Origin of the sequence: Actinomycetospora sp. NBRC 106378, from assembly GCF_030269685.1 — a bacterium.
Lineage (GTDB): Bacteria > Actinomycetota > Actinomycetes > Mycobacteriales > Pseudonocardiaceae > Actinomycetospora.
The window spans coordinates 721470-742982 of sequence record NZ_BSTT01000002.1; the positions used below are offsets into that span (position 1 = coordinate 721470).

General features: G+C 73.9%; 22 protein-coding genes. 15 read left to right on the forward strand and 7 right to left on the reverse strand.

Annotation, left to right across the window (positions count from 1 at the left end; genetic code table 11):
• Positions 1-63 precede the first annotated feature (63 nt).
• The 8 genes from QSK00_RS07770 (at position 64) to QSK00_RS07805 (ending at position 7464) form a co-directional block, all read left to right on the forward strand.
• On the forward strand, positions 64-699 hold the full coding sequence (locus QSK00_RS07770; RefSeq protein ID WP_285589241.1) for a GntR family transcriptional regulator: 636 nt from the start codon (positions 64-66) through the stop codon (positions 697-699).
• Entirely contained in the window at positions 696-1352 is a 657-nt protein-coding gene (locus QSK00_RS07775) for an isochorismatase family protein (protein ID WP_285589242.1), read from the forward strand. The genes QSK00_RS07770 and QSK00_RS07775 overlap by 4 nt, the downstream gene beginning before the upstream one ends.
• Entirely contained in the window at positions 1353-2441 is a 1089-nt protein-coding gene (locus QSK00_RS07780; RefSeq protein WP_285589243.1) for an LLM class flavin-dependent oxidoreductase, read from the forward strand.
• An 8-nt stretch (positions 2442-2449) separates the two neighbouring features.
• On the forward strand, positions 2450-2968 hold the full coding sequence (locus tag QSK00_RS07785; protein ID WP_285589244.1) for an HAD family hydrolase: 519 nt from the start codon (positions 2450-2452) through the stop codon (positions 2966-2968).
• A gap of 124 nt (positions 2969-3092) precedes the next feature.
• The gene (locus QSK00_RS07790) at positions 3093-3473 is read left to right on the forward strand and encodes a hypothetical protein (RefSeq protein WP_285589245.1); all 381 of its coding nucleotides are present in this window, start codon (positions 3093-3095) and stop codon (positions 3471-3473) included.
• Between the two features lie 53 nt (positions 3474-3526).
• Positions 3527-4132 (forward strand): TetR/AcrR family transcriptional regulator, encoded by a 606-nt coding sequence (locus tag QSK00_RS07795; RefSeq protein WP_285589246.1) that lies wholly within the window; start codon positions 3527-3529, stop codon positions 4130-4132.
• Between the two features lie 40 nt (positions 4133-4172).
• Positions 4173-5906, forward strand: coding sequence for an acyclic terpene utilization AtuA family protein (locus tag QSK00_RS07800; protein WP_285589247.1), 1734 nt, complete (start codon positions 4173-4175; stop codon positions 5904-5906).
• 64 nt (positions 5907-5970) lie between these two features.
• Positions 5971-7464: a CoA transferase gene (locus QSK00_RS07805; protein ID WP_285589249.1), complete on the forward strand. Its 1494-nt coding sequence runs from the start codon at positions 5971-5973 to the stop codon at positions 7462-7464.
• Here QSK00_RS07805 and QSK00_RS07810 read toward each other — a convergent pair.
• Genes QSK00_RS07810 through QSK00_RS07830 form a run of 5 tightly spaced genes read right to left on the reverse strand, consistent with a single transcriptional unit; the run spans position 7395 to position 11608 of the window.
• Positions 7395-7907: a protein-tyrosine phosphatase family protein gene (locus QSK00_RS07810; protein ID WP_285589251.1), complete on the reverse strand. Its 513-nt coding sequence runs from the start codon at positions 7905-7907 to the stop codon at positions 7395-7397. The genes QSK00_RS07805 and QSK00_RS07810 overlap by 70 nt on opposite strands.
• Before the next feature lie 23 nt (positions 7908-7930).
• Entirely contained in the window at positions 7931-8329 is a 399-nt protein-coding gene (locus QSK00_RS07815; protein ID WP_285589253.1) for a VOC family protein, read from the reverse strand.
• A complete protein-coding gene (locus QSK00_RS07820; RefSeq protein ID WP_285589255.1) occupies positions 8329-9102 on the reverse strand; it encodes a phosphosulfolactate synthase in 774 nt (257 codons plus the stop codon). The genes QSK00_RS07815 and QSK00_RS07820 overlap by 1 nt, the downstream gene beginning before the upstream one ends.
• Complete coding sequence (locus QSK00_RS07825; RefSeq protein WP_285589257.1) at positions 9021-10127, reverse strand: acyltransferase; 1107 nt, start codon at positions 10125-10127, stop codon at positions 9021-9023. Before QSK00_RS07825 ends, QSK00_RS07820 begins: the two co-directional genes overlap by 82 nt.
• 32 nt (positions 10128-10159) lie before the next feature.
• Positions 10160-11608, reverse strand: a complete 1449-nt coding sequence (locus QSK00_RS07830) for an AMP-binding protein (RefSeq protein WP_285589259.1) — start codon at positions 11606-11608, stop codon at positions 10160-10162.
• A gap of 109 nt (positions 11609-11717) precedes the next feature.
• On the opposite strand from QSK00_RS07830, the gene QSK00_RS07835 reads away from it, so the two are divergent.
• The 7 genes from QSK00_RS07835 (at position 11718) to QSK00_RS07865 (ending at position 18627) form a co-directional block, all read left to right on the forward strand.
• Entirely contained in the window at positions 11718-12689 is a 972-nt protein-coding gene (locus QSK00_RS07835) for a CE1 family esterase (protein ID WP_285589261.1), read from the forward strand.
• Between the two features lie 149 nt (positions 12690-12838).
• Positions 12839-13741, forward strand: coding sequence for an IclR family transcriptional regulator (locus tag QSK00_RS07840; RefSeq protein ID WP_285589263.1), 903 nt, complete (start codon positions 12839-12841; stop codon positions 13739-13741).
• Positions 13738-14757 (forward strand): ABC transporter ATP-binding protein, encoded by a 1020-nt coding sequence (locus QSK00_RS07845; RefSeq protein ID WP_285589265.1) that lies wholly within the window; start codon positions 13738-13740, stop codon positions 14755-14757. The genes QSK00_RS07840 and QSK00_RS07845 overlap by 4 nt, the downstream gene beginning before the upstream one ends.
• Positions 14754-15458, forward strand: a complete 705-nt coding sequence (locus QSK00_RS07850; RefSeq protein WP_285589267.1) for an ABC transporter permease — start codon at positions 14754-14756, stop codon at positions 15456-15458. Before QSK00_RS07845 ends, QSK00_RS07850 begins: the two co-directional genes overlap by 4 nt.
• Before the next feature lie 10 nt (positions 15459-15468).
• On the forward strand, positions 15469-16149 hold the full coding sequence (locus QSK00_RS07855) for an ABC transporter permease (protein WP_285589269.1): 681 nt from the start codon (positions 15469-15471) through the stop codon (positions 16147-16149).
• Between the two features lie 60 nt (positions 16150-16209).
• Positions 16210-17253 carry an ABC transporter substrate-binding protein gene (locus QSK00_RS07860; protein ID WP_285589271.1) on the forward strand — a complete coding sequence of 348 codons (1044 nt, stop codon included), beginning with the start codon at positions 16210-16212 and terminating at the stop codon, positions 17251-17253.
• Positions 17254-17463: 210 nt separating this feature from the next.
• Complete coding sequence (locus tag QSK00_RS07865) at positions 17464-18627, forward strand: L,D-transpeptidase (RefSeq protein ID WP_285589273.1); 1164 nt, start codon at positions 17464-17466, stop codon at positions 18625-18627.
• Between the two features lie 66 nt (positions 18628-18693).
• Here QSK00_RS07865 and QSK00_RS07870 read toward each other — a convergent pair whose 3' ends face one another.
• Together QSK00_RS07870 and QSK00_RS07875 are read right to left on the reverse strand one after the other, a co-directional pair.
• Complete coding sequence (locus tag QSK00_RS07870) at positions 18694-21123, reverse strand: ABC transporter ATP-binding protein (RefSeq protein WP_285589275.1); 2430 nt, start codon at positions 21121-21123, stop codon at positions 18694-18696.
• 116 nt (positions 21124-21239) lie between these two features.
• Positions 21240-21380: a hypothetical protein gene (locus QSK00_RS07875; RefSeq protein ID WP_285589277.1), complete on the reverse strand. Its 141-nt coding sequence runs from the start codon at positions 21378-21380 to the stop codon at positions 21240-21242.
• Positions 21381-21513 lie beyond the last annotated feature (133 nt).

Consider the following 21513-nt stretch of genomic DNA (forward strand, 5'->3'; position numbering starts at 1 on the left):
CTTTTCCTGGAACTGTGCCGCCCGACACCCTACGTTGCACACAACGACCGGAGGGAGGATGCAGTGCCGACGACCACGAGCCGCGCCCATGTCGCGCTCCGGGAATCGATCCTGCGCGGCGAGCTCGTCCCCGGTGCGCACCTCGGGGAGGTCGAGATCGCCGACCGGCTCGGTGTCTCACGCACCCCGGTCCGCGAGGCGTTGTCCCGGCTCGCCGCCGAGGGGCTCGTGGAGGTGCTGCCACACCGGGGCGCACGGGTCGTGAGCTTCTCGACGGCCGACCTCGACGGCATCTTCGACGTCCGCCTCGCCCTCGAGCCGCAGGCGACCGGCCGCGCGGCCGCGCGCGTCACCGCGGCCGACCTGGACGCGCTCGACGACCTCGCCCACCGCATGGTCGCCGTCGGCGCCCCCGGTCCGGAGCAGGACCTCGACGCCCTCGTCCCGCTCAACCGTGACTTCCACGCCCGGCTGCTCGACGTGGCCGACGCGCCGGCGCTGTCCACCGCGCTCGCGAACGTGGTGCACACCCCCGTCGTCCTGAGGACCTTCCACGCCTACGACGCGGCCTCGCTGGCCCGCAGCCTCGCCCACCACGTCGAGATGGTCGCCGCGCTGCGCGTGGGCGACGCGGACTGGGCGAGCGCGGTCATGCGCAGCCACATCGGCAACGCCCGAGCGGTGATGGTGACGCGATGAGCAGCAATCCTCGGGGAGATGCAGCGGAGCGGAACTCGACCAGTCCGCACGGCAGCAACTTCGCCGGACGCGTCGGCTGGGGGAGCAGCCCCGCCGTCGTCGTCGTGGACCTGGTGCGCGCCTACACCGAGCCCGGCGGGCCGTTCTTCCTCGACGGGCAGCAGGACGGCGTGCTCGCGGCGACGGTGGAGCTGGTCGCGGCGGCGCGGGCGGCGACGGTGCCCGTCGTCTGGACGGTCGTGCAGTACGCCGCCGACCTGTCCGACGGAGGTTTCTTCGCTGCGAAGGTGCCCGCGCTCGCGTGCTTCGCCGAGGGTGCCGACGGCGGGTGGGGCGAGCTCGCGCTGGCCCCCGCGGCCGACGACGCGCTGCTGGTGAAGCAGCATGCGTCCGCCTTCGCCGGGACCTCGCTCGCGGGGACGTTGCGCGCGCGGGGGATCGACACGGTCGTCGTGGCCGGCGTCTCGACCTCGGGCTGCGTGCGCGCCACGGCGACCGACGCGCTCGCCGCCGGCTTCCGCCCCGTCGTCGTCGCGGAGGCCTGCGGTGACCGGAGCGCGCCGCTGCACGAGAACAACCTGGCCGATCTCGACGCGAAGTACGCCGACGTCGTCGGACTCGCCGAAGCCCTCACCCACCTCGGAGGTAGATAGATGCAGTACGGCGTGTTCATCCCCAACGCCACGAACGGCTACATCATCTCGACGGGCAGCCCGCAGTACCGGCCCAGCTTCGCGCACAACGTCGCGATCACGCAGGAGGCCGAGAAGCAGGGCCTCGACTTCGTGCTGTCGATGATGAAGCACCGCGGGACGGGCGGGCCGAGCGACTTCTGGGGCGAGTGCCTCGAGTCGTTCACACTGTTCGGCGGGCTCGCGGCGGTCACCGACCGGATCGGGCTCTACCCGTCGGTGACGACCCTCGCGACCCACCCGATCATGGCCGCCCGCATGGTCGCGACGCTCGACGAGATCTCCGGCGGGCGCTGCGGGCTCAACATCGTCACCGGCTGGAACAAGCCGGAGTACACGCAGATGGGCCTGTGGCCGGGCGACGACTACTTCAACCGGCGCTACGAGTACGCCGCGGAGTACGTGCAGGTCCTGCGGGCCCTGTGGAGCGAGGGCCCGACGACGTTCCACGGCGAGTTCTTCGACTTCGACGAGGCCGACATGCGGCCCAAGCCGCTGCACACCCCGACCGTCGTGTGCGCGGGGCAGTCGCCCGCCGGGCAGGCGTTCACCGCGAAGTACGGCGACCGGAACTTCATCATGGCCGAGCGCTCGAAGGTCGGGTCGATCGCGGGCGGGGTGCGCGACCTCAGCGCGGGCGAGGGACGCGACGTGGGCACCTTCGCGCTCTACTGCATCATCGCCGAGGAGACCGACGAGGCCGCCGACGCGCTCTGCGACCACATCGTCGCGAACGCCGACCTCGAGGCCATCAGCTACATGACGACGGGGGCCTCGCTGGACACCAACCCCGACGGCACCTCCGCGCAGCTGCTCGCGTCGCTGGAGCGTCCGGCGGCGGAGGGGAACATGGCGTTCCTGTCGCTCCCGGTCATCAAGGGCTCCTACGAGCGGGTCGCCGCGCAGCTCGACGAGATCGCCGTGACCACCGGGATCACCGGCGCCCTGCTCACGTGGCCGGACTTCGTGGACGGCGTCACCAAGTTCGGCGAGCGGGTCAAGCCGCTGCTCAAGGAGGCCGCGCAGCCGGAGGTGGCCGCCACCCGATAATCGGGGGCGTGAGCGTGCTGTCCCCGCCCCAGGTGCCGATGCTCTTCGTCGAACTCGACGCCGTCCGCAAGACCGAGGCCGACCTCGGGCGGCCCCACCGTGGGCCGCTCGACGTCGAGGTCCACCTGGACGCGGTGGAGCGGCTGCGTCTGTGGAAGGCCGGCGGCGGGCGGGCCGTCGGCTTCGCCCACCTGCCGGCCGTGGCCCGGGGGGAGCTCGGCGAGGACATGGCGGTCCGCCTGCTCTGGACGATCCACGAGCGGGCGGGCAACCCCTTTGACACGCTCGTGCACTGCCCGCACGACCCGGACGCCCCCACGCCCGACCTGTCCCGCTGCTGGTGCCGGCCGCCGCTGCCCGGCCTCCTCATCGCGGGGCAGGAGCAGGTGGCGCTGCGCCAGCGGGAGCGCTACCCGGTCTGGATGGCGCTCGTCGTCGCCGCGAGCGACCCGGTGCGAGCCTGCGCCGCGGGCCTCGGGCTCGACGTCGTCGACGCCGCAGCGTGGCGCTGGGGCGCGGCCGGGTGATGTTCCGCGGCTCACCGTCCGGTACGCGCTGACCTGGGCGAATGACGTCGAACGTCCCGTGGCCGGGAGGTGAGCGGCAGGTGTATGCCGGAGGCACACACCGTCGCTCCGGGGAGCGTGTGACATGCCCGACCGCCCGATGTCCGACCGCAAGCACGTGGTGCCCGCGCCCCCGTCGCACTGCTGGGAGGTCCGCGGGTGGCAGCCGCCGCCCCCGCCGTCGGAGGAACGGACCGGCTGGCACACGGTGGCCTTCTGTCCCTCCCACGACGACGCGGTGGTCATCGCCCACGCGCTCGTCGCCGGGAACGGTCCCGACGGCGGGGTCGGGCTCGCGTCGGTGCCCGCCCGGCCGTTCGAGTACGTCGAGGTGTGGGGACCGTCGGAGGAGGAAGGGGGCCGTTCGCACAGCTGCGAGCGCTATCCCGAGCCCGACGTGGACGAGCGGCGCGCGATGTGGCTGCGCGCGGCGTCGTCGTTGTACACCGACGGATTGTCCGTCTGATACCCCTCGACCCGTGCACGGAAGCGCATGCGCCTCCGTGACAGGATAGATGCATGGGGTCGGCCACACGGGATGCGTTCTTCGACGCCGCGCTCGGGCTGCTGGCTCAGGGCCACGACGACGGCACCCACCACGACGGGGTCGTCCGGACCGGGCTGAAGCTCGCGCCCCTGTGCCGCGCCGTGGGCGTGACCACCGGGTCCTTCTACCACCACTTCGACGGGTGGGACGGATTCGTCGTCGCGCTGCTCGAGCACTGGGAGACCACCGAGACCGCCCGTCTGGTGGAGGCCGCCGCGCAGGAGGCCGACGCCTCGGAGCGGCTGGCCCTGCTCACCCATCTCGCGCTGACCTTCCCGCACGAGGCCGAGTCCGCGATCCGGGCGTGGGCCCACCTCGACACGCGGGTCGGGCAGGTCCAGCGCCGGGTGGACGACGCGCGCCGGGAGGCCGTGGCCGCCTGCCTGCGGGAACTGCGCCCGGAGGACGGCGAGGATCTCGCCGCCCTCGCGGTCGACGCCCTGGTCGGCTTCCAGTCGCGGCTGCGTCCCCTGGACACCGACGTGCTGCGGCGGCGGTTCACCCTGATCCTGCGCCTGGCCGGCCTGCCGACCCCCGACGGGCTCCTCCCGCGGACCCCGACCGGGTGCGCCCGCTGAGGCAGCGATCCCGGAGCGCGCGCCGCTAGGGTGATCGTCCATGGCGGCCGTTCGCATCGCTAACTGTGCCGGATGGTTGTGGGACCGGTTCTCGGGGCTGCGCGACGCGCTCGCGGGGCCGGTCGACGTGGTCACCGGCGACTACCTCGCCGAGCCGACGCTGCGCCAGCTGGCGCTCGAGCGCGGCAAGGACCCGTCGCTCGGCTACGCGCGCAGCTTCCTCGCCCAGTTCACCGACGCCGTGGACCTGCTGGTCGAGCGCGGCGCGAAGCTCGTCGTGGACGCCGGTGGGCTGAACCCGGCGGGGCTCGCCGAGCAGTGTCGCCGGGTGCTCGCGGAGCGGGGCCACGGCCTCGTCGTCGCGCACGTGGAGGGCGACGACCTCCTCGACCGGCTCGGGGAGTTCGGGGCCCTGCCCCATCTCGACGACGGACGCGCCCTCGCCGGCTGGGGGCACGACCCCGGCACCGCGAACGCCTACCTCGGCGGCTGGGGGATCACGGCGGCCCTCGCGGCGGGCGCCGACGTCGTGATCACCGGCCGCGTCACCGACGCCTCCCTGACGACGGGGGTCGCCGCCTGGTGGCACGGGTGGGGCCTCGAGGACTGGGAGGCCCTGGCCGGAGCCGTCGCCGCGGCGCACGTCATCGAGTGCGGCCCGCAGGCCACCGGCGGGAACTTCTCGGGCTTCACCGCGGTGCCCCGCGTCGACGACCTCGGCTACCCGATCGCGGAGATCGCCGCCGACGGCACGGCCGTGATCACGAAGCACGACGACGCGGGCGGCACCGTCACCACCGACACCGTGACCGCGCAGCTGCTCTACGAGATCCAGGGGCCGGTCTACCTCAACCCCGACGTGACGGTCGACCTCACCGACGTCACGGTGACGCAGGAGGGCCCGGACCGGGTCGCGCTGACCGGCGTCCGGGGCACCCCGCCGAGCCCGACGACGAAGCTCGCGATCACCGCGCCGGGCGGGTTCGAGTCGAGCGTCTCCTTCTACGCGACCGGCCTCGACCTGGAGGCCAAGGCCGCACTGCTGCGGACCCACGTCGACCGGATCACCGCCGGGCTGGACCTGTCGCTGCTGCGCGTCGACCGGATCGGCACGCCCGTGGAGGACCCGCACGACCAGTGGGAGGCCGCCCAGCAGATCCTCGTGACCGCGCAGTCCCGCGACCGCCGCCAGGTCGGCGCCGAACGCTTCATCGCGCCCCTGACCGGGCTGTTCCTGCCCGGCTACCCGGGGCTCTACGTCAACCCCCTCAAGGTCGCCGCGCCCGTCGTCGAGTACTGGCCGACGCTGGTGCCCACCGAGGCGTTGCACCACGAGGTGGTCCTCGCCGACGGCAGCCGGCTCCCGGTGAAGGACACCCCGGTGCGGGCGGACTTCCGCGGACAGCCGCCGTCGGCCCCACCCGCCGTCGGGAAGGCAGCGGCGACGCGGCGGGCCCCGCTCGGGTACGCCGCGCACGGCCGGTGCGGGGACAAGGGCGGGAACTCGAACGTCGGGTTCTGGCCGCGCGGGGACTCCGACGCGGCGTGGGCGTGGCTGCGGTCGGCGATCACGGTCGACTGGATCGCCGAGGTCTACCCGGGCGCGGAGATCGAGCGCCACGAGTTCCCCGGCCTGCGGGCGGTGCACCTGGTGATCCACGGGATCCTGGGCAAGGGCGCCTCGTCCAACGGACGGCCCGACATCGCGGGCAAGGCCGTCGCGGAGTTCCTCCGTGCCCGGCACGTCGAGATCCCGGAGGAGCTGCTGTCGTGAGGGGACGATTCGAGCGCTCTTGTGGCACGAGAGTTCCCCTCGTGCGGAGGGGGAGGGGAGCGGCATGAGCGGGCTGACCGAGCGGCTGCAGCAGGCGTGGGAGAAGCCGGTCGCGGCGGAGGAACCGTTCGACCTGCTCGGCGAGCTGGAGACGGTGCTCGGCGGGGTCGGGCTCTCGGCCGCCGACGCCGGCGGGACGATCACGACGACGGGGGCCGACCCGGTGGTGCCCTCGCCGATGCGGATCGGGGGCGCGGCGACGCTCGGGCTGCTGACGAAGTCGGTGGCGGCCGCGGCCGTGCACCGGTGGCGCGGCGGGCCCGGGCAGGACGTGCACGTCGACCTGCGTCGCGCGCCGCACCGGCTCTGTCCGTTCTACGACCGGCGCTGGGAGCGGCTGGGCCGGTACCCGGTCGGGTCGTCGCTCGAGCGCGGCAACGCGATGGCGTTCTCGTTCTTCCGATGCGCCGACGACCGGTGGGTGATGCCGCAGAACATGTACCCCGGCCTGCGGGAACGCGCCCAGGAGCTGCTCGGGGTGCCGCTGACCAAGGACCGGGTGCGCGAGGCGATCGCGGCCTGGACCGCCCCCGAGATGGAGGCCGCGGCGGCCGAGGCGGGCGTCGTCATGCCGATGCTGCGCACCGTCCCGGAGTTCCTCGCCTCCGAGCAGTACCCGCACCTCGCCGACCTGCCGCTGATCGAGCTGACGAAGGTGGGCGACGCGGACCCGCAGCCGCTGCCGGCCGTCGGGAAGAACCCGTTCGACGGCCTGCGGGCGCTGGGGATGGGCCACGTGATCGCCGGGGCGGGGTTCGGGCGGTCGTTCGCGCTGCACGGCGCGGACGTGCTGAACCTCTGGCGCCCGGGCGAGGGGGAGCACGAGTCGACGTACGCGTCGGCGAACGTCGGGATGCGGTCGACGTGGCTGGACCCGCGCGCCGACAGACAGGTGCTCCTCGACCTCCTCGACCACGCCGACGTGTTCTTCCACAACCGTCGCCAGCAGTTCCTGGCCGAGATCGGGCTGACGCCCGAGGAGGCGTGCGCGCAGCGGCCGGGCCTGATCTACGTGTCGGTGTCACTGCACGGGCTGACCGGTCCCTGGGCGGGACGGCCCGGGTTCGACCAGTCCGCCGGGTCGGTCACCGGGATGATGCTGCTCGAGGGCTCCACCGACCGACCGCGGCTGCCGCCGATCATGGTGGTCAACGACTACATCGTGCCGTGGCTCGCCCAGGCCGGGGTGGCGGCGGCCCTGCGGCGGCGGGCCGACGAGGGCGGGTCGTGGCACGTGCACGTGTCGCTCACGCGGGTCGCGCTGTGGATCCTCTCGCTGGGGATCTTCGACCGGGAGTGGGCGCACTCCGTCGCGGGCACGGCGGGGGAGCACGAGTACCTCGACCCGGAGACCTTCACCGCGGCGACGCCGATGGGTGCCTACCAGGGCGTCACCGACCAGGTCGCGATGTCGGCGACGCCCGGCGCCTACGACCCCGTGCTCGACGCGCGGGGCTCGGCGCCGGCCGCGTGGCGGCCGGATGCCCAGAGTTCGTAGAGCATGTCCACGAACTCGGGGTTGTTCAGGGCGCCGTGCCGGGCCTCCCGGACCGCGGCGATCGCGTCGTCGGCGGTGTAGCCCTCCCGGATCAACGCCGCGGCCGACAGCAACCCGGAGCGGTTCATCCCGGCCGCGCAGTGGATGAGCACCCGCTTGCCGCTCGCGTGCATCGAACGGACGAGGTCGGCGAGGGAGATCAGCGTGTCGCGGTCGGGCTTCGGCCCGTCCTCGATGAGCCAGTGGACGTAGAACTCGACGTCCTCCAGCGGCTGCTCCTCGCCCGACAGGTCGAACACCGCGTCCCATGCCTCCCCGGGGCTGGGGTGGCCGGACTGCCAGAGCCCCGGGACGACCTCGTCCGCGGGCCAGGGCGGGGCCTCGTCGGCCCGGTCGTCGCGGAGATGGGCGGGGACATAACCCTCGAGTGGATCAGAGCTCACACGGGGGGTGTACCCGGGCGCGGTCAGTACATCATCCGCGGATCGTCGTAGTGCTTGAACTCCAGCAGGTTGTTCGACGGGTCGGCCACCACGAACGTCCGGTGCTCCTCGACGAGGCCCTCGAAGCGGCGGGACGGCTCGGCGAAGAGCGGGAGCTTCCGGGTCTCGACGAGGGCGAGGAGGCGGTCCCAGTCCGCGCCCTCCCGGAAGGTCACGCCGAAGTGGCGGGGGTAGAGCGCGGGATGCCGCTCCCACCCGTCGGAGAGGTGGCACACGACCTGGTCGCCGAAGAAGTCCAGCGTGATGCGGTCGGCGTAGCGGCGGGCGAGCCGGCACCCGAGCCCGGCGAGGTAGAACTCCTGGGCCTCGTCGAGGTCGCGGGCCGGGATCGCGAGGTGGAAGGCGTCGTGGGTCTCGCGCATCAGCGGCGTCCGAATGTGTCGGCGCGCAGCCCGAGGCGCAGCGTCTCCAGCCCGACGACGTCGGCCGTGGCCACGTTGCCGAGGTTGACGTCCGTGCCGAACCGCCCGAGCAGGTCCACCTGCAACGCCCGCGTCGGCGCCTCGAACAGCAGGACGTCGAGCGGGGCACCGCACCCGGCGAGCGCGTCGAGGACGTCCTCGCGGGGCGTCCCGTCGGCGGTGCAGAAGCCGCTGCGGCCGCTCTCCCGCGCCTCCAGCGTCACGGTCGTCGCGCCCGCGGCCAGATCGGAGCACACCGACCAGGCCCAGTCCGCGGGCGTCAGGGTCATCGACCGGCCGCCGTCCTTGAACCCGACCTCGCTGATGACGGTGAACTCCTCGGCCATCCGCCGGATCCAGCCCGACTTCTCGGTCGCGGACATGACCACGGTGCCGTCGGAGATCTCGACCGTGGTGACGCCGGCGGCGCGCTGCAGCGCCACCCAGTCGTCCACGGCGTCGCCCGCGACGTAGCGCTCGAACAGCGTGCCGCCGAAGTAGGCGTCGACCCCCGCCGTCCGGCAGACGTCGATCTTGGTCTTGATGTCCCGGGTGACCAGGCACGTGCCCCAGCCGAACTTCACGGCGTCGATGAGGTCCCCGTGGCTCTCGACGAGGTCCTCGAACGCGCGGGTGGGCGTACCGGTGTCGATCACCATCGTCCGCCCGCGCGGGCGGGGCTTGCCGGCACGGACGGGGACGGCGGGCGGGGCGTACGGCGAGTCGATGAACACGGGTTCCTCCTCGGGGGACGGGACTTGCCGGTCAGGGCGAGGCAGAGCGGGGTGCGGCGGGCGATCGCGACGACGACCAGGGAGCCGACCGCGCCGACGGCGTAGAGCACGACGGCGACGACGGGGCCGGGCAGGTCACGGAGCAGGGCCGCGGACCCGGCGACGGTGGCGAGGTACATCAGCATCGGGTGGGCGAGGAACACGCCGAACGAGCGGTCCGAGCCGTAGCGGACGGCGGCGGCGCCCCGCCCGGTCGGCACGCCGCCCGCGCGCCCCGACCACACCTCGCCGAGGGTCCACATCCCGACGACGGCGGCGGCCGACCAGAGCGCGACGGCGGGGTGGAAGACGTCGGCGGCGGCGGCCGGGGTCGTCCCGTCGTGGACCGCGAGCAGATAGGCGGCCTCGGCCAGCGCACCGGTCGTCAGGACCACGAGGGCGACGAGGGCGCCGCGCCCGGCGAGCGCCCGGCGGACGCGGTCGCGGTGCAGGGCGAGCAGCCCGCCGCCGACGAACCAACCCACGTAGGTCGGGGCGAGCACGCCGGCCCAGGTCTGCGCGCCCGGGTCGGCGTGCAGCAGGGCGTCGACGACGAACTGGAGGGCGGCCGCGCCGGCGAGCAGCAGCCCGTGGTGGCCGCGGGTGCGGGCGAGGAGCCCGCGCAGCAGCGGGAACAGCACCGCGAACTGCAGGGACACCAGCAGGAAGTAGAGGTGGTACTCGGCGGTGCCGGTGAGCACGGCGAGGACGGTCGTGCGCAGGTCGTCGCCGAAGAGCCCGGCGTAGAGCAGGGACCAGACGAGGTAGGGCAGCCCGATGAGCAGGAACCGGCGCCGGACGAACGAGCCGTAGGGCAGGGGCTGCCCGGCCCACCGCAGCACCAGGACGAAGGCCGTGAGCACGAAGAACGCCTCGCGGGTGGCGTGCAGGAGCATCAGCACCGCGCCCGCGCCCACGCTGGAGGCCGCCGTGCCCACCGCGGTGGCGTGCACCGCGATGACCGCGGCGAAGGTCAGGACCCGCATCACCTCCGCCGGCCAGACACGGTCCCGGGGTGTCACGCGCCGGCCGCCACGAGCTCACGCAGGTCGGCGCGGCGGACCTTGCCGGTGGCGCCGCGCGGGAGGTCGGCGAGGACCTGGATGTCGACGGGGCACTTCCAGCGGCTGAGCTCCGCCCGGCAGCGGGCGTGCAGGGCGTCGGCCAGCTCGCCCCCGCCGCCGCTCGCGCGGACGCAGGCCACGGGGACGGCGCCGAGCACGTCGTGGGGCCGACCGACGACGACCGCCTCGGCGACGCGTGGGTCGCCGAGCAGCACCTCCTCGATCTCCCGGGGGTGCAGGAGCTCCCCGCCCCGGTTGATGACGTCGTCGTCGCGACCGGCGAGGAAGAGGAATCCGGCGGCGTCCAGGTGGCCGACGTCGCCGGTGTCGAGCCAGCCGTCCACGAACCGTTCGGCGGCGCGGCCGTCCTCGTAGGCCGTGATCACCCCGGCCCCGCGGATCCACACGCGACCGCGCGCGTCGGGGCCGACGTCGTGGCCGGCCCCGTCGCGGACGGCGACCTCGGCACCCGCGGCACGCCCCGCCGAGCCGGGGGGACGGGGTCCGTGCAGGGGCACCGCCGTGATCTGGCTGGCGGCCTCGGTCATCCCGTAGCTCTCGACGACCGGGACCCCCGTCCGTGCCTCGACCGCGGCGCGGACGGCGGACGGCAACGGGGCCGACGCCGAGCGCAGCAGGCGCAGGCGTGGCGGCAGCACCGGCGCGACCGCGTCGCGGCCGAGCACCGTGAGGATCGCGGGGACCGCGTTCACCCACGTCACGTCGTGGGCCCGGGCGCACGCCCAGAGGTCGGTGCGGTGGAACCGGGCTTCGAGCACGAGGGAGGCGCCGGCGGTGAGGGTGGCGAGCAGGCCGACCACCTGGGCGTTGACGTGGAAGAGCGGCAGCGGGGTCAGGCCGCGGTCGGCGGAGCTGAGCTCGAGGTGGTCCGCGACCGCCCGGGCCACGTGGCGGAGGCGGTCGGCGGTGAGCAGGACGCCCTTCGGCTCCCCGGTCGACCCGGACGTCGCCAGCAGGGTCGCCCCGCCGTCGCCGCTCCCGCGATGCGGGCCGATCGTCGGCAGCGGCCCCGGACGCCCGCTAGGTTCGACGACGACGGAAGGGACGTCCCCGGTGGCGGGGCCGCCGTCGGTCACGAGCAGCACCGGCCGGGTCCGGCCGGTGGCCCGCCGACGCTCCGCGGCGGGAGCGCCGGGGTCGAGCGGCACCGAGATCCGGTCGCAGGCGAGGACCGCGAGGTGGACCGTCGCGAAGGTCAGCGGGTCGGCGACGGCGATCGCGATCCGCGCGCCACGGGCGACCCCGGCCCGGTCGAGCCGGTCCCCCCAGAGCTCCGCGGCGCCGCGCAGGTCACCGTGGGTGATGTGGGCCGTGCCGCGGGCGGCGAGGAACACCGGGCGGTCGTGCACGCCGGGCGAGAGCAGTTCCGCGATTCCGTTCACCGCCCCGACCGTGGACCGGTCGGCTGTGTCCGGGCTGTGCGCGCGCTGGAGGTCCGCTGATTCCGACGATTCACGGAAATACTCCCCGGCCGTTCTAGGCTGGTCGACGATGCGACGTCGTCTGCGGCCGGGATGCGCGGTCACGGCCGTGCTGACCGCTTTTCTGGTGGTGGTCGTCGGATATGTCGTGCTCGCGCCGCTCCCGCCCCCGCCGGTCCTTCCCGTCGTGGCCACCGGACCCGCCGTCGCCGCCGTGACGATGCCGCTCGTGGCGCCGCCGGGCACCGTGCTCAGCACCCGCAGCGTCGTCGTCGGCGGGCTGCGGCGGACCTCGGTGCTCGTCCGGCCGGCCGGTGCGACACCCCGCGCGCTCCCGCTGGTCGTGGTGCTGCACGGGCGCGGCCAGTCGCCCGGCGCCGCGGTGACGGTCAGTGACCTCGGGGCGCTCGCGGCCTCGGGACGAGCTGTCCTGCTCTACCCGGAGGGTCTCGGCGCCTCGTGGAACGCGGGCCACGGGTGCTGCGGACCGGCGGCCGTGCGGCGGCCCGACGACACGGCCTTCGTGCAGGCCGCCGTCGCCGACCTGCGAGAACACGTCGACATCGACGATCGGCGCATCGCGCTGGTCGGCTACTCCAACGGCGGCAAGCTGGCCTACGCGCTCACCTGCGACCCGCACGGCCCGTTCTCCGCGCTCGCGACCTACGGGGCCGTGCCGCTCGGTCGGTGTCCCGGACCGGCCCCGCCCCGCCCGCTGTCCTACCTGCTCGCGGCCGGGACCGCGGACACCGTGATGCCGCTCGGGGGACGCGAGCACGGGGCGACCCCGGAGCCCCCGGTCGCGGTCGGTCTCGCGTGGCTGCGCGCCCGCGACCGCTGCACCGCCCCGCCCGTCGCGGCCGGGACGACCACCACGTGGCACTGCGCGACCGGGACGCGCGTCGTGTTCCGGCTCTATCCCGGTCACGGGCACGCGTGGCCGACAGATGGCGACGGACCGCCCATGTCCGCCGTGATCGGGACGTTCCTGTCCGATCCCGCGATCGGAATCATTCGCGACGACTCGCCCCGCCCGTTCTGACGCAATCGTCCCGAAGAAGATCACGAAAACATCACGAGATCGGCCCGCGGGCTCCTGCCGTTGTTTTCCTGACAACATCTTCACGGCCACCGGTCAGGATTCGCGGACGCATTGTCCGGGCCGCAACTCCCGGGGAGGGAGGAGCGCCCGTGACACCCGGACGGACCACGCGTGCCGCGACCGAGCCGGCCGGGGAGCACGAGAACGGGTCGTCGGCCTGGTCCCGGGCGCTCACGGTGCTGGAGATGCTCGGAGCACCCGAGGGTGCTGAGGGGCTCGGCGTCGTCGAGATCGCGCGGCGGCTCGGGCGCGACAAGTCCTCGGTCTCCCGGATGCTGCGGGGGCTGGCCGAGGAGGGCTACGTCGAGCGGGAGCCGCGCTCGGGGCGCTACCGCCTCGGGGCCCGGCTGTTCGCGCTCGCCGCGCACGCGGTGGACGAACGTCTGCGGGCCGAGGCGGACCTGCTCGTCGAGCGCGAGTCGGTGCGGCTCGGCGAGCGCGTCGAGGTGGGCGTGCGGACCGGCGGGCTGTGCCTGACGCTCGCGACCGCCGCGCCCGGGCTCGAGCTGCGCACCGTCGGCTGGGTGGGCCGGACGGTGCCCCTGGCGGGCTCCGCGCTCGGCCGGGCGCTGCTCGCGGATCTCGCCGACGACGACGTCGCCCGGCTCGTGGTGCTCGGCGGCCTCCCCGGGGCGGTCGCGCCCCGGTCGCTCGACGCGCTGCTGGTGGGGCTCCGGGACGACCGCCGGCGCGGGTGGACCCTCGCCGACGACGACACCGGAGGGCTGGCCGCCCTCGCGGTGCCGGTGCGGGACGCCACGCGGCGGGTGGTCGCCGCGGTCGGGCTGAGCGGGCCCCGGTCCCGGCTGGCATCCGGTCTCGAGGAGGCCGCGGCGGCGCTCGTCGCGGCCGCGGGCGCTCTCTCCGGGGCGCTCGGCGGCCCGCCGTGCGTCCGCCGGTCGGTCCCGACCGGCCGGCCGCGCGGGCCCGCCGCCGCCCCGTTCCCCCCGACCACCGCCATCGCCCCGGACCCCGAGGACGCCGACACATGACCGCCACCCGCGAGCCCCGCACCCCCGACCGGCCGCCGGCCGACATCGTGTTCGACCACGTCGTGAAGCGGTATCCCGGCCAGGAGACCCCGGCCATCGACGACCTGTCGTTCACCGTGCGGGCCGGGGAGACCTGCTGCCTCGTCGGCCCGTCGGGCGGGGGCAAGACGACGGCGATGAAGCTGGTCAACCGGCTGATCGACTTCGACTCCGGCGACATCACCATCGGCGGCCGGAGCATCCGGTCGGTCGACGTCACCGCCCTGCGCCGCGACATCGGCTACGTGATCCAGCAGGTCGGCCTGTTCCCGCACATGACGATCGCGGCGAACATCGCGGTGATCCCGAACCTCCTCGGCTGGTCGGGCGACCGCATCCGGGCGCGCACCGACGAGCTGCTCGACCTGGTGCGCCTCGACCGCGCGTTCGGCAAGCGGTACCCGGCGCAGCTCTCCGGCGGCCAGCAGCAGCGCGTCGGGCTGGCCCGCGCCCTGGCGGTCGACCCGCCGGTGATGCTCATGGACGAGCCCTTCGGGGCGCTCGACCCGATCACGCGGACCGAGATCCAGGACGAGTTCCTCAACCTCGAGAGCGAGATCGACAAGACGGTCATCTTCGTCACCCACGACATCGACGAGGCCATCAAGATGGGGGACCGGATCGCCGTCCTGCGCCAGGGCGGCGTCCTCGCCCAGTACGGCACGGCCGACGAGCTCCTCGCCCACCCCGCCGACGACTACGTCGCCGACTTCGTCGGGGCCGACCGGGGCCTCAAGCGGCTCTCGCTGCGGCGGATGCGCGAGATCGTCGCGCCGGACGGACTTCCCGACGGGGCAACCGAGCACGCCGATGGGGGGGTGGGGCCGAGCGTCGACGCCGACGCCTCGCTGCGCATCGGGCTCTCGACGCTGTTCGCGGCCGGCGCCGACTCGGTGCGGGTCACCGACGGCGACCGGGTCCTCGGGCGGGTGTCGCTCGCGCAGCTGCAGGGCGCGGTGTCGGGGAGCGCGGTGTGAGCGGGCTCCCCGCGCAGGTCATCCCGGTCTTCTCGGGGACCGAGTGCTCCCCGGACGACCCGCTGTGCTGGTCCTGGGTGACCGGCAACTGGGACTCGGTCCTCGCGCCCGCCCTGGTCCAGCACGTCTACATCACGCTCATCGCCGTGGTGGTGGGCCTGGTGATCTCGCTGGCGGCGGCGCTCTACGCGTTCTCCCGCAACTGGTTCGCCGCCGGGTTCTCCGGGCTCTCCACCCTGCTCTACACCTTCCCGTCGCTGGCGTTCTTCATCGCCTTCGTCCCGATCACGGGGATCTCGTTGACCACGATCGAGATCGGGCTGACGAGCTACACGCTGCTGCTGCTGTTCCGCAACGCCCTGACCGGCCTGCGGACCGTGCCGCGCAGTGCGATCGAGGCGGCCGAGGGCATGGGGCTGACGCCCGGGCAGATCCTCTTCCGCATCCGGTTCCCGCTGGCCCTGCCGTCGATCATGGCCGGGGTGCGGGTGGCCACGGTCACCGTCATCTCGTTGGCGACCGTCGCGGCCGCCGTCGCCCCCCTCGGCCTCGGCAAGCCGATCTTCGACGCCATCCACACCCTGTTCGACACCGAGCTGGTGGCGACCGGGGTCCTGACCATCCTGCTCGCCCTCGTCGCGGACGTGGTGGTGCTCGGCATCCGCTGGGCGGTCACGCCGTGGCTGCGGGCCGCGCGGTGAGGAGCACCCGATGACGAGCTACTTCTCCTTCTTCGGCGAGAACGCCGGCCTGCTCCTGCAGATCACGTTGGGGCACATCCTGCTGTCGGTGGTGGCCGTGGTGGTGGCCGTCGTCCTCGCCCTGCCGCTCGGGGCCTGGATCGGGCACCTGCACCGCTTCTCGTTCGCCGTGGTGACGGTGACCAACGTCTTCCGGTCCCTGCCGACCCTCGCGCTCGTGGCGATCGCGATCGCGTTCGTGGGGTTCGGCTTCACCAACATCCTCATCGCCCTGGTGGTCCTGGCGTTCCCGCTGGTCCTCACCAACACCTTCACCGCCGTGGAGGGGGTGGACCGCGGCACCGTGGAGGCCGCACGGGGGATGGGCATGACCGGTCCGCAGATCCTCTTCCGCGTCGAGCTGCCCTCGTCGGTGCCGCTGATCATGACCGGGGTCCGGACGTCGTGGGTCTACGTGGTCGCCACCGCCTACCTCGCCGTCTTCGCGGGCCGGACGGACACGCTCGGCGACGTCATCAACGACCAGGCCGGCTACGGCTACGCCGGGGTGATGGCCGCGGCGACGGTGTCGGTGGTGCTGGCCTTCCTCGGCGACTTCCTGCTCGGGCTCCTCGAACGGGCCGTCACCCCCACCGGGCTGCGCCTGATGGCCGCGCAGGCCCGGGGCGCCGCCGTGCCCGTGCCCGCCTGACCCCCCTGACCCCCCGGACACCGCCGATGACGGCGGGTACTGCAGAAGGAGACACCACCTATGTCCACCACGACCACCGGCGGTCGCCTCGGGCGACTGTCCCTCGTCGGCGTCGCGGCCGCCGGGGCGCTGTTCCTCGCGGCGTGTGGCGGGGGCGGCAGCAGCTCGTCGGCCCCGTCGAGCGCCGCGCCGAGCAGCACGTCCAGCATCCCCGCGGACGCCGCCTCCGTGACCGCGACGCCCGGGTCGATCCAGCTCCCGGCGGGGACGCCGGGGGCGGGCAAGCCCGCCATCGTGATCGGGGACAAGAACTTCCCCGAGGAGTTCGTGCTCGGCGAGCTCTACCGCCAGGCCCTGGCGGCGAAGGGCTACGTGGTGTCGATCAAGTCGAACATCGGCGGGTCCGAGCTCATCGACACGGCCCTGAGCTCCAACCAGATCGAGATGTACCCCGAGTACCTCGGTGAGATCGTCACCAGTGTCGCGAAGGAGAACGCCCCGACCAGCGCCTCCGGCACCTACCAGGCGGCCAAGCAGTTCGAGGAGTCGCAGCGGCAGTCCACCGTGCTGCTGCAGACGCCCTTCCAGGACGTCGACACGGTGATCGTCCCGAACGCCTACGCCCAGCAGCACGGCCTGGTCTCCGTCGGCGACCTGACGAAGGTCGGGCCGGGAGGTGCGGGCGCGACGATCGCCGGGCCCGTCGAGTTCAAGACCCGCCAGACCGGGTTCCTCGGCATGCAGCAGCAGTACGGGCTGACGCAGATGGGCTACCTGCCGGTGCAGGCCGGCGCCCAGTACACGGCCATCGACCAGGGCACCGCCCAGGCCGCGGACGCGTTCAGCACGGACTACCAGCTGCTCTCGAACAAGTACACCGCCCTGTCCGACCCGAAGGGGATCTTCGGGTTCCAGTACGTGGCGCCGGTCGTGAAGCAGTCGGTGGTCCAGGCCGAGGGCCCGGAGTTCACCCAGACCCTGAACTGGGTGAGCTCGCTGCTCTCGACGCAGGCGATCCAGGCCCTGAACTCGGCGGTCCAGGGTCACGGCGCCCAGCCGGCCGACGTCGCCGCCCAGTTCCTGGCGGCGAACGGCCTCAAGTAGGAGCGGGGTCGGGAGCCCGGTGACCCGGGCTCCCGGGCCGTCCCCCGGTGGTCGGTGCCCCGCTCGATCTCGACGTCGTCACGATCGGACCGGCGGGGTGTGAAGCGGCGGCCGCGGCGGCATCCGGTGGCACCGGTCGGATCTCCTGCCGGCTCACCATCGCACCGCGTCGGGGCGGGGCGATCCGGGCGCCGGAAGGCCGTGGCCGTGATGCGTGTGCGCAGAGTCCTCGGGGTCGTGGTGGCACTGGTCGCCGCCGTCGGCGTGCTCGCCGCGTGCGCCACGGCGAGCGCCCCGCCACCGGGCGCGCCGCCGACCGCGGCGGCACTCACCCTGACCCCGGCGGCGGGCGCCACGAACGCCGACCCGGGAGCGCCCGCGACCGCGAGTGCGCCGAACGCCGACCTCACCGGGGTGCAGCTGCTCGGCCCGGACGGCCAGGTCATCCCCGGCGCGCCGTCACCGGACGGGCACCGGTGGAGCACGACGGCCCCGCTCGCCTACGGCGCGACCTACTCCTGGACGGGGACCGCGAAGGCCTCCGCCGGCCCGACGACGCTCTCCGGCTCGTTCACCACCGTCGCGCCCTCCGACACCACGAAGGCGTCCTTCACCGAACCGGACGACAACGCGACGGTCGGGATCGCCGCGCCGATCATCCTGCAGTTCCGGGGGCCGGTGCAGGACAAGGCCGCCGTCGAGCGGGCGATCACGGTGCACACGTCGGTGCCCGTCGTCGGGGCGTGGGCCTGGCTCCCCGACGACAATGGGGGCGCGCGGCTGCACTACCGGCCGCAGAACTACTGGCCGGAGAACACCGTCGTCGACGTGACGGCGAACCTGCTCGGGGTCGACCTCGGCGGCGGCACCTTCGGCGCCGGGGACGTCTCGACCCACTTCACCGTCGGCCGCTCGCTCATCACGAAGGCCGACATCAACAGCCACCACCTCGTCGTCGTCCAGGACGGCCGGACGGTGATGGACGTGCCCGCCAGCTACGGCCTCGGGACCGATCCGAACCGGATCACCCGCAACGGGACGCACGTCGTCATGGACAAGCAGCAGACCGTGCTGATGTCCAACCCCGCCTACGGCTACGTCAACGAGCCCGAGCACTGGGCCGTGCGCATCAGCAACAACGGCGAGTTCATCCACGCCAACCCGGCCTCGTCGAGCGCACAGGGGTCGAGCAACGTCACGCACGGCTGCGCGAACCTGTCCGACGCGGACGCCACGGCCTACTTCAACCTGGTCATCTACGGCGACCCGGTCGAGGTCACCGGCAGCCCGATCCAGCTCTCGGGCGCGGACGGCGACATCTACGACTGGGCCGTGCCCTGGGACCAGTGGCGGGCGATGTCGGCGCTGGCCTGAGCACCGGCGTCGGCCGCCGCGACCCCGGGGGCGTCGACGATCCGGTCGGGCAAGGCGGACCGCTGCTCACGGCGTGGCGTCCGGGCGCCGATGGGCCGAGCGACCCGTCGGGGTCCCGCTCACCAGGTCGGCCACGGTGCGCCGCCGCGGGGAGGTCGTGTCGTGTCGGGAGGGTCCCGACGGCGGGTGCGCCCGGCCCGCGGGGGTCGGCCCCGACGCCGGGTCACGCGGCCCGGGGACGACGGGTCCCGGAGGCGCGGGACGCGGCGTCGGCGTGGGCGGGGAAGCGGGGCGGGTGGCCGGAGCCGGTCGCGGCCGGGGTGGTGTCGGCGGCCCCGACCGTCCCGACCGTCCCGGGGGTACCGGGGTCCCGAGCGCGGGCGGGACCGCCGGGCCGTTCGCGCCGCGGGTCGGTGACGGACGGCCCGGTCGTCCCGTCGAGGGCGGGGGGCCCGCCGGGACCGTGCCGGAGCTCCCGGCGCGCGCGTGCAGGGGCGTCGGGCGGGTGATGGCGGCCTCGGCCGCGGCGGCGGCGTCGGCCGCCGCGAGGGCGAGCAGGCGCAGCGGGTTGGTCACGGGGTCGACGAACGCCGGCAGGGCCGGGCGCCGCCGCGGCGGGACCGGGCGGGCGGCCGGGACCGGCACCGGGTCGGCGGCGGGCCGCTCCGCCTGCTGCGCGGCCCACAGGTCGGCGTAGACCCCGGGGCGGGCGAGGAGGTCGGCGTGGCGGCCCTGCGCCACGATCCGGCCGGCGTCGAGGACGACGACGAGGTCGGCGCCGGGGGCGGGCGTGAGGTCGTGACTGACGACGATCGTGGTCCGCCCCCCGGAGAGCCGGCGCAGCGGGTCGAGCACGGCACGGGCGGTGGGCGCGTCGAGCCCGGTGGTCGGCTCGTCGAGGACCAGTACGGGGGAGGTGCGCAGCAGGGCCCGCGCGATCGCGAGTCGCTGCCGCTGTCCGCCGGAGAGGGAGGCGCCGTCCTCGCCGACCAGGGTGTCGAACCCGTCGGGCAGGTCGCGGACGAACTCCAGCGCCCCCGCTTCCCGGGCGGCCGCCTCGATCTCGGCCCCGGTGGCCTCCGGGCGCGCGTAGGCGATGTTCTCCCGCACGGTGAGGTCGAAGAGCATCGGCTTCTGGGGCAGCAGTGTGACCGCCGCGCGGACCGCGGCGATCGTGCGGTGCCGGACGTCCACGCCGTCGAGCAGGATCGACCCGTCCTGCGCGTCGACGAAGCGCAGCAGCATCCGCGTCAGGGTCGACTTCCCCGCCCCGCTGGGCCCGGTCACGAGGACGAACTGGCCCGGGCGGACCTCGAGCGAGACGTCCTCGATGCCGGCGGCCTCGGTCCCCGGGTAGACGTAGCGGACCCCACGCAGTTCCACGTGGCCGTCGCGGACGGGGGTGGCGTCGGCGTCCGGGGTGTCCTCGACGTCGGGGGAGGCGTCGAGGATCTCGAGGAGCCGCTCGCACGAGGCCGACGCGGCGGTGATGGTGAGGTGCAGTGACCCGAGCTGGGACAGCGGGGGGTACAGGTAGCCGAGGTAGGCCGCGAAGCCGAACAGCCCGCCGACGGTGAGCTCGCCGGTGGCGATGAACGCGGCTCCGGCGATGAGGACCGCGAGCAGGGCGCCGCTCTGGATGATCGTGCTGATCGGGGCGTAGATCATCTGCAGTCGGCTCTCGCGGGCGCGGGCGCGCCACCAGACCTCGGCGTGGTGGTCGAGGCGGGCGCTCTCGACGTGCTCGGTGCCGTAGGACTGCACGATCGGCAGGTTCTGCAGGGACTGCTGGATCGACGTCCCGACCTCGCCGGCGGCCGCCCGTTCCACGCGCGCCGCGGAGCGGGTGAAGCGCCCGGTGATCCGGCTCGTCAGCCACATGAGCGGAGCGAGGGCGACCACGATGAGCGCGAGCTGCCACTGCACGAGCACCGCCGCCGCCGCGTAGGCGATCGCGGTGCCGACCGCGATGACCGTCGTGACGATCCCGGAGGAGGCCAGGGCCTCGACCCCGTCGATGTCGGTGGACAGCCGCGAGATCAGGTCGCCGGTGGCGTGCCGGGAGAAGAAGGAGGGCCCGAGCCGCTGGAGGTGGTCGAACACGTCGTGCCGGAGCCGGAACACGAAGCGTTCCGCGGCGCCGACCATGAGCCAGCCACCGATGACCGACAGCAGGCCACCCAGGGCGGTCAGCACCATCCACTCGATCGCGGACGGCCAGACGGCGGACATCGACCGGGCCACGGTGGCGCCGTCGACGATGCGGGCGAACATCGTCACGACGTAGGTGTCGCAGGCCGTCGAGGCGGCCATGAACAGGAAGGCGAGGACGAGCTTCCCGCGGTCGCCCTGGGTGTGACGTCCGAACCGCCGGATGATCGCGCGCAGGGTCAGGGGAGGGGCGGTGAGGTCCGGCCCGCCGTCGCCACCACCGTCGCCGGCGACGACGACGTCGCCGCGGACGTCGGGGTCCGCCGTCGTCGAGTGCGCGCCCACGGTCTCCTCCCGTCCGCCCTCCGCAGAACGGCCGGGGACCTCCCCCAGGAGGTCACCGGCCGGACCGTCATTCCACGGGCCCGTGCCCCGGGCCCGCGCCTCTCACACGGACTGCGTCAGTCGTCGCAGCAGTGCTTCGGCTTGCACTCACGCTTCTGCTCACACGGCTGCGGCTTGCACTCGTGGCAGTGGCAGCTCTTGTGGTGGTGGTGCTTGTGCTTCGGGGGAGCGCAGCCGTCGAGCAGGAAGAAACCCATGATCGATCCTCTCGGGGGAAGGAACCATCGCCTCGCCGGTCGGCGAGGCCTGGTCACGATCGGGTCACGACATAAGAATGAGCTGTGAATCGGCTGTCACCCGATCGAGTGATGCGCACATGTCTGTGAATGC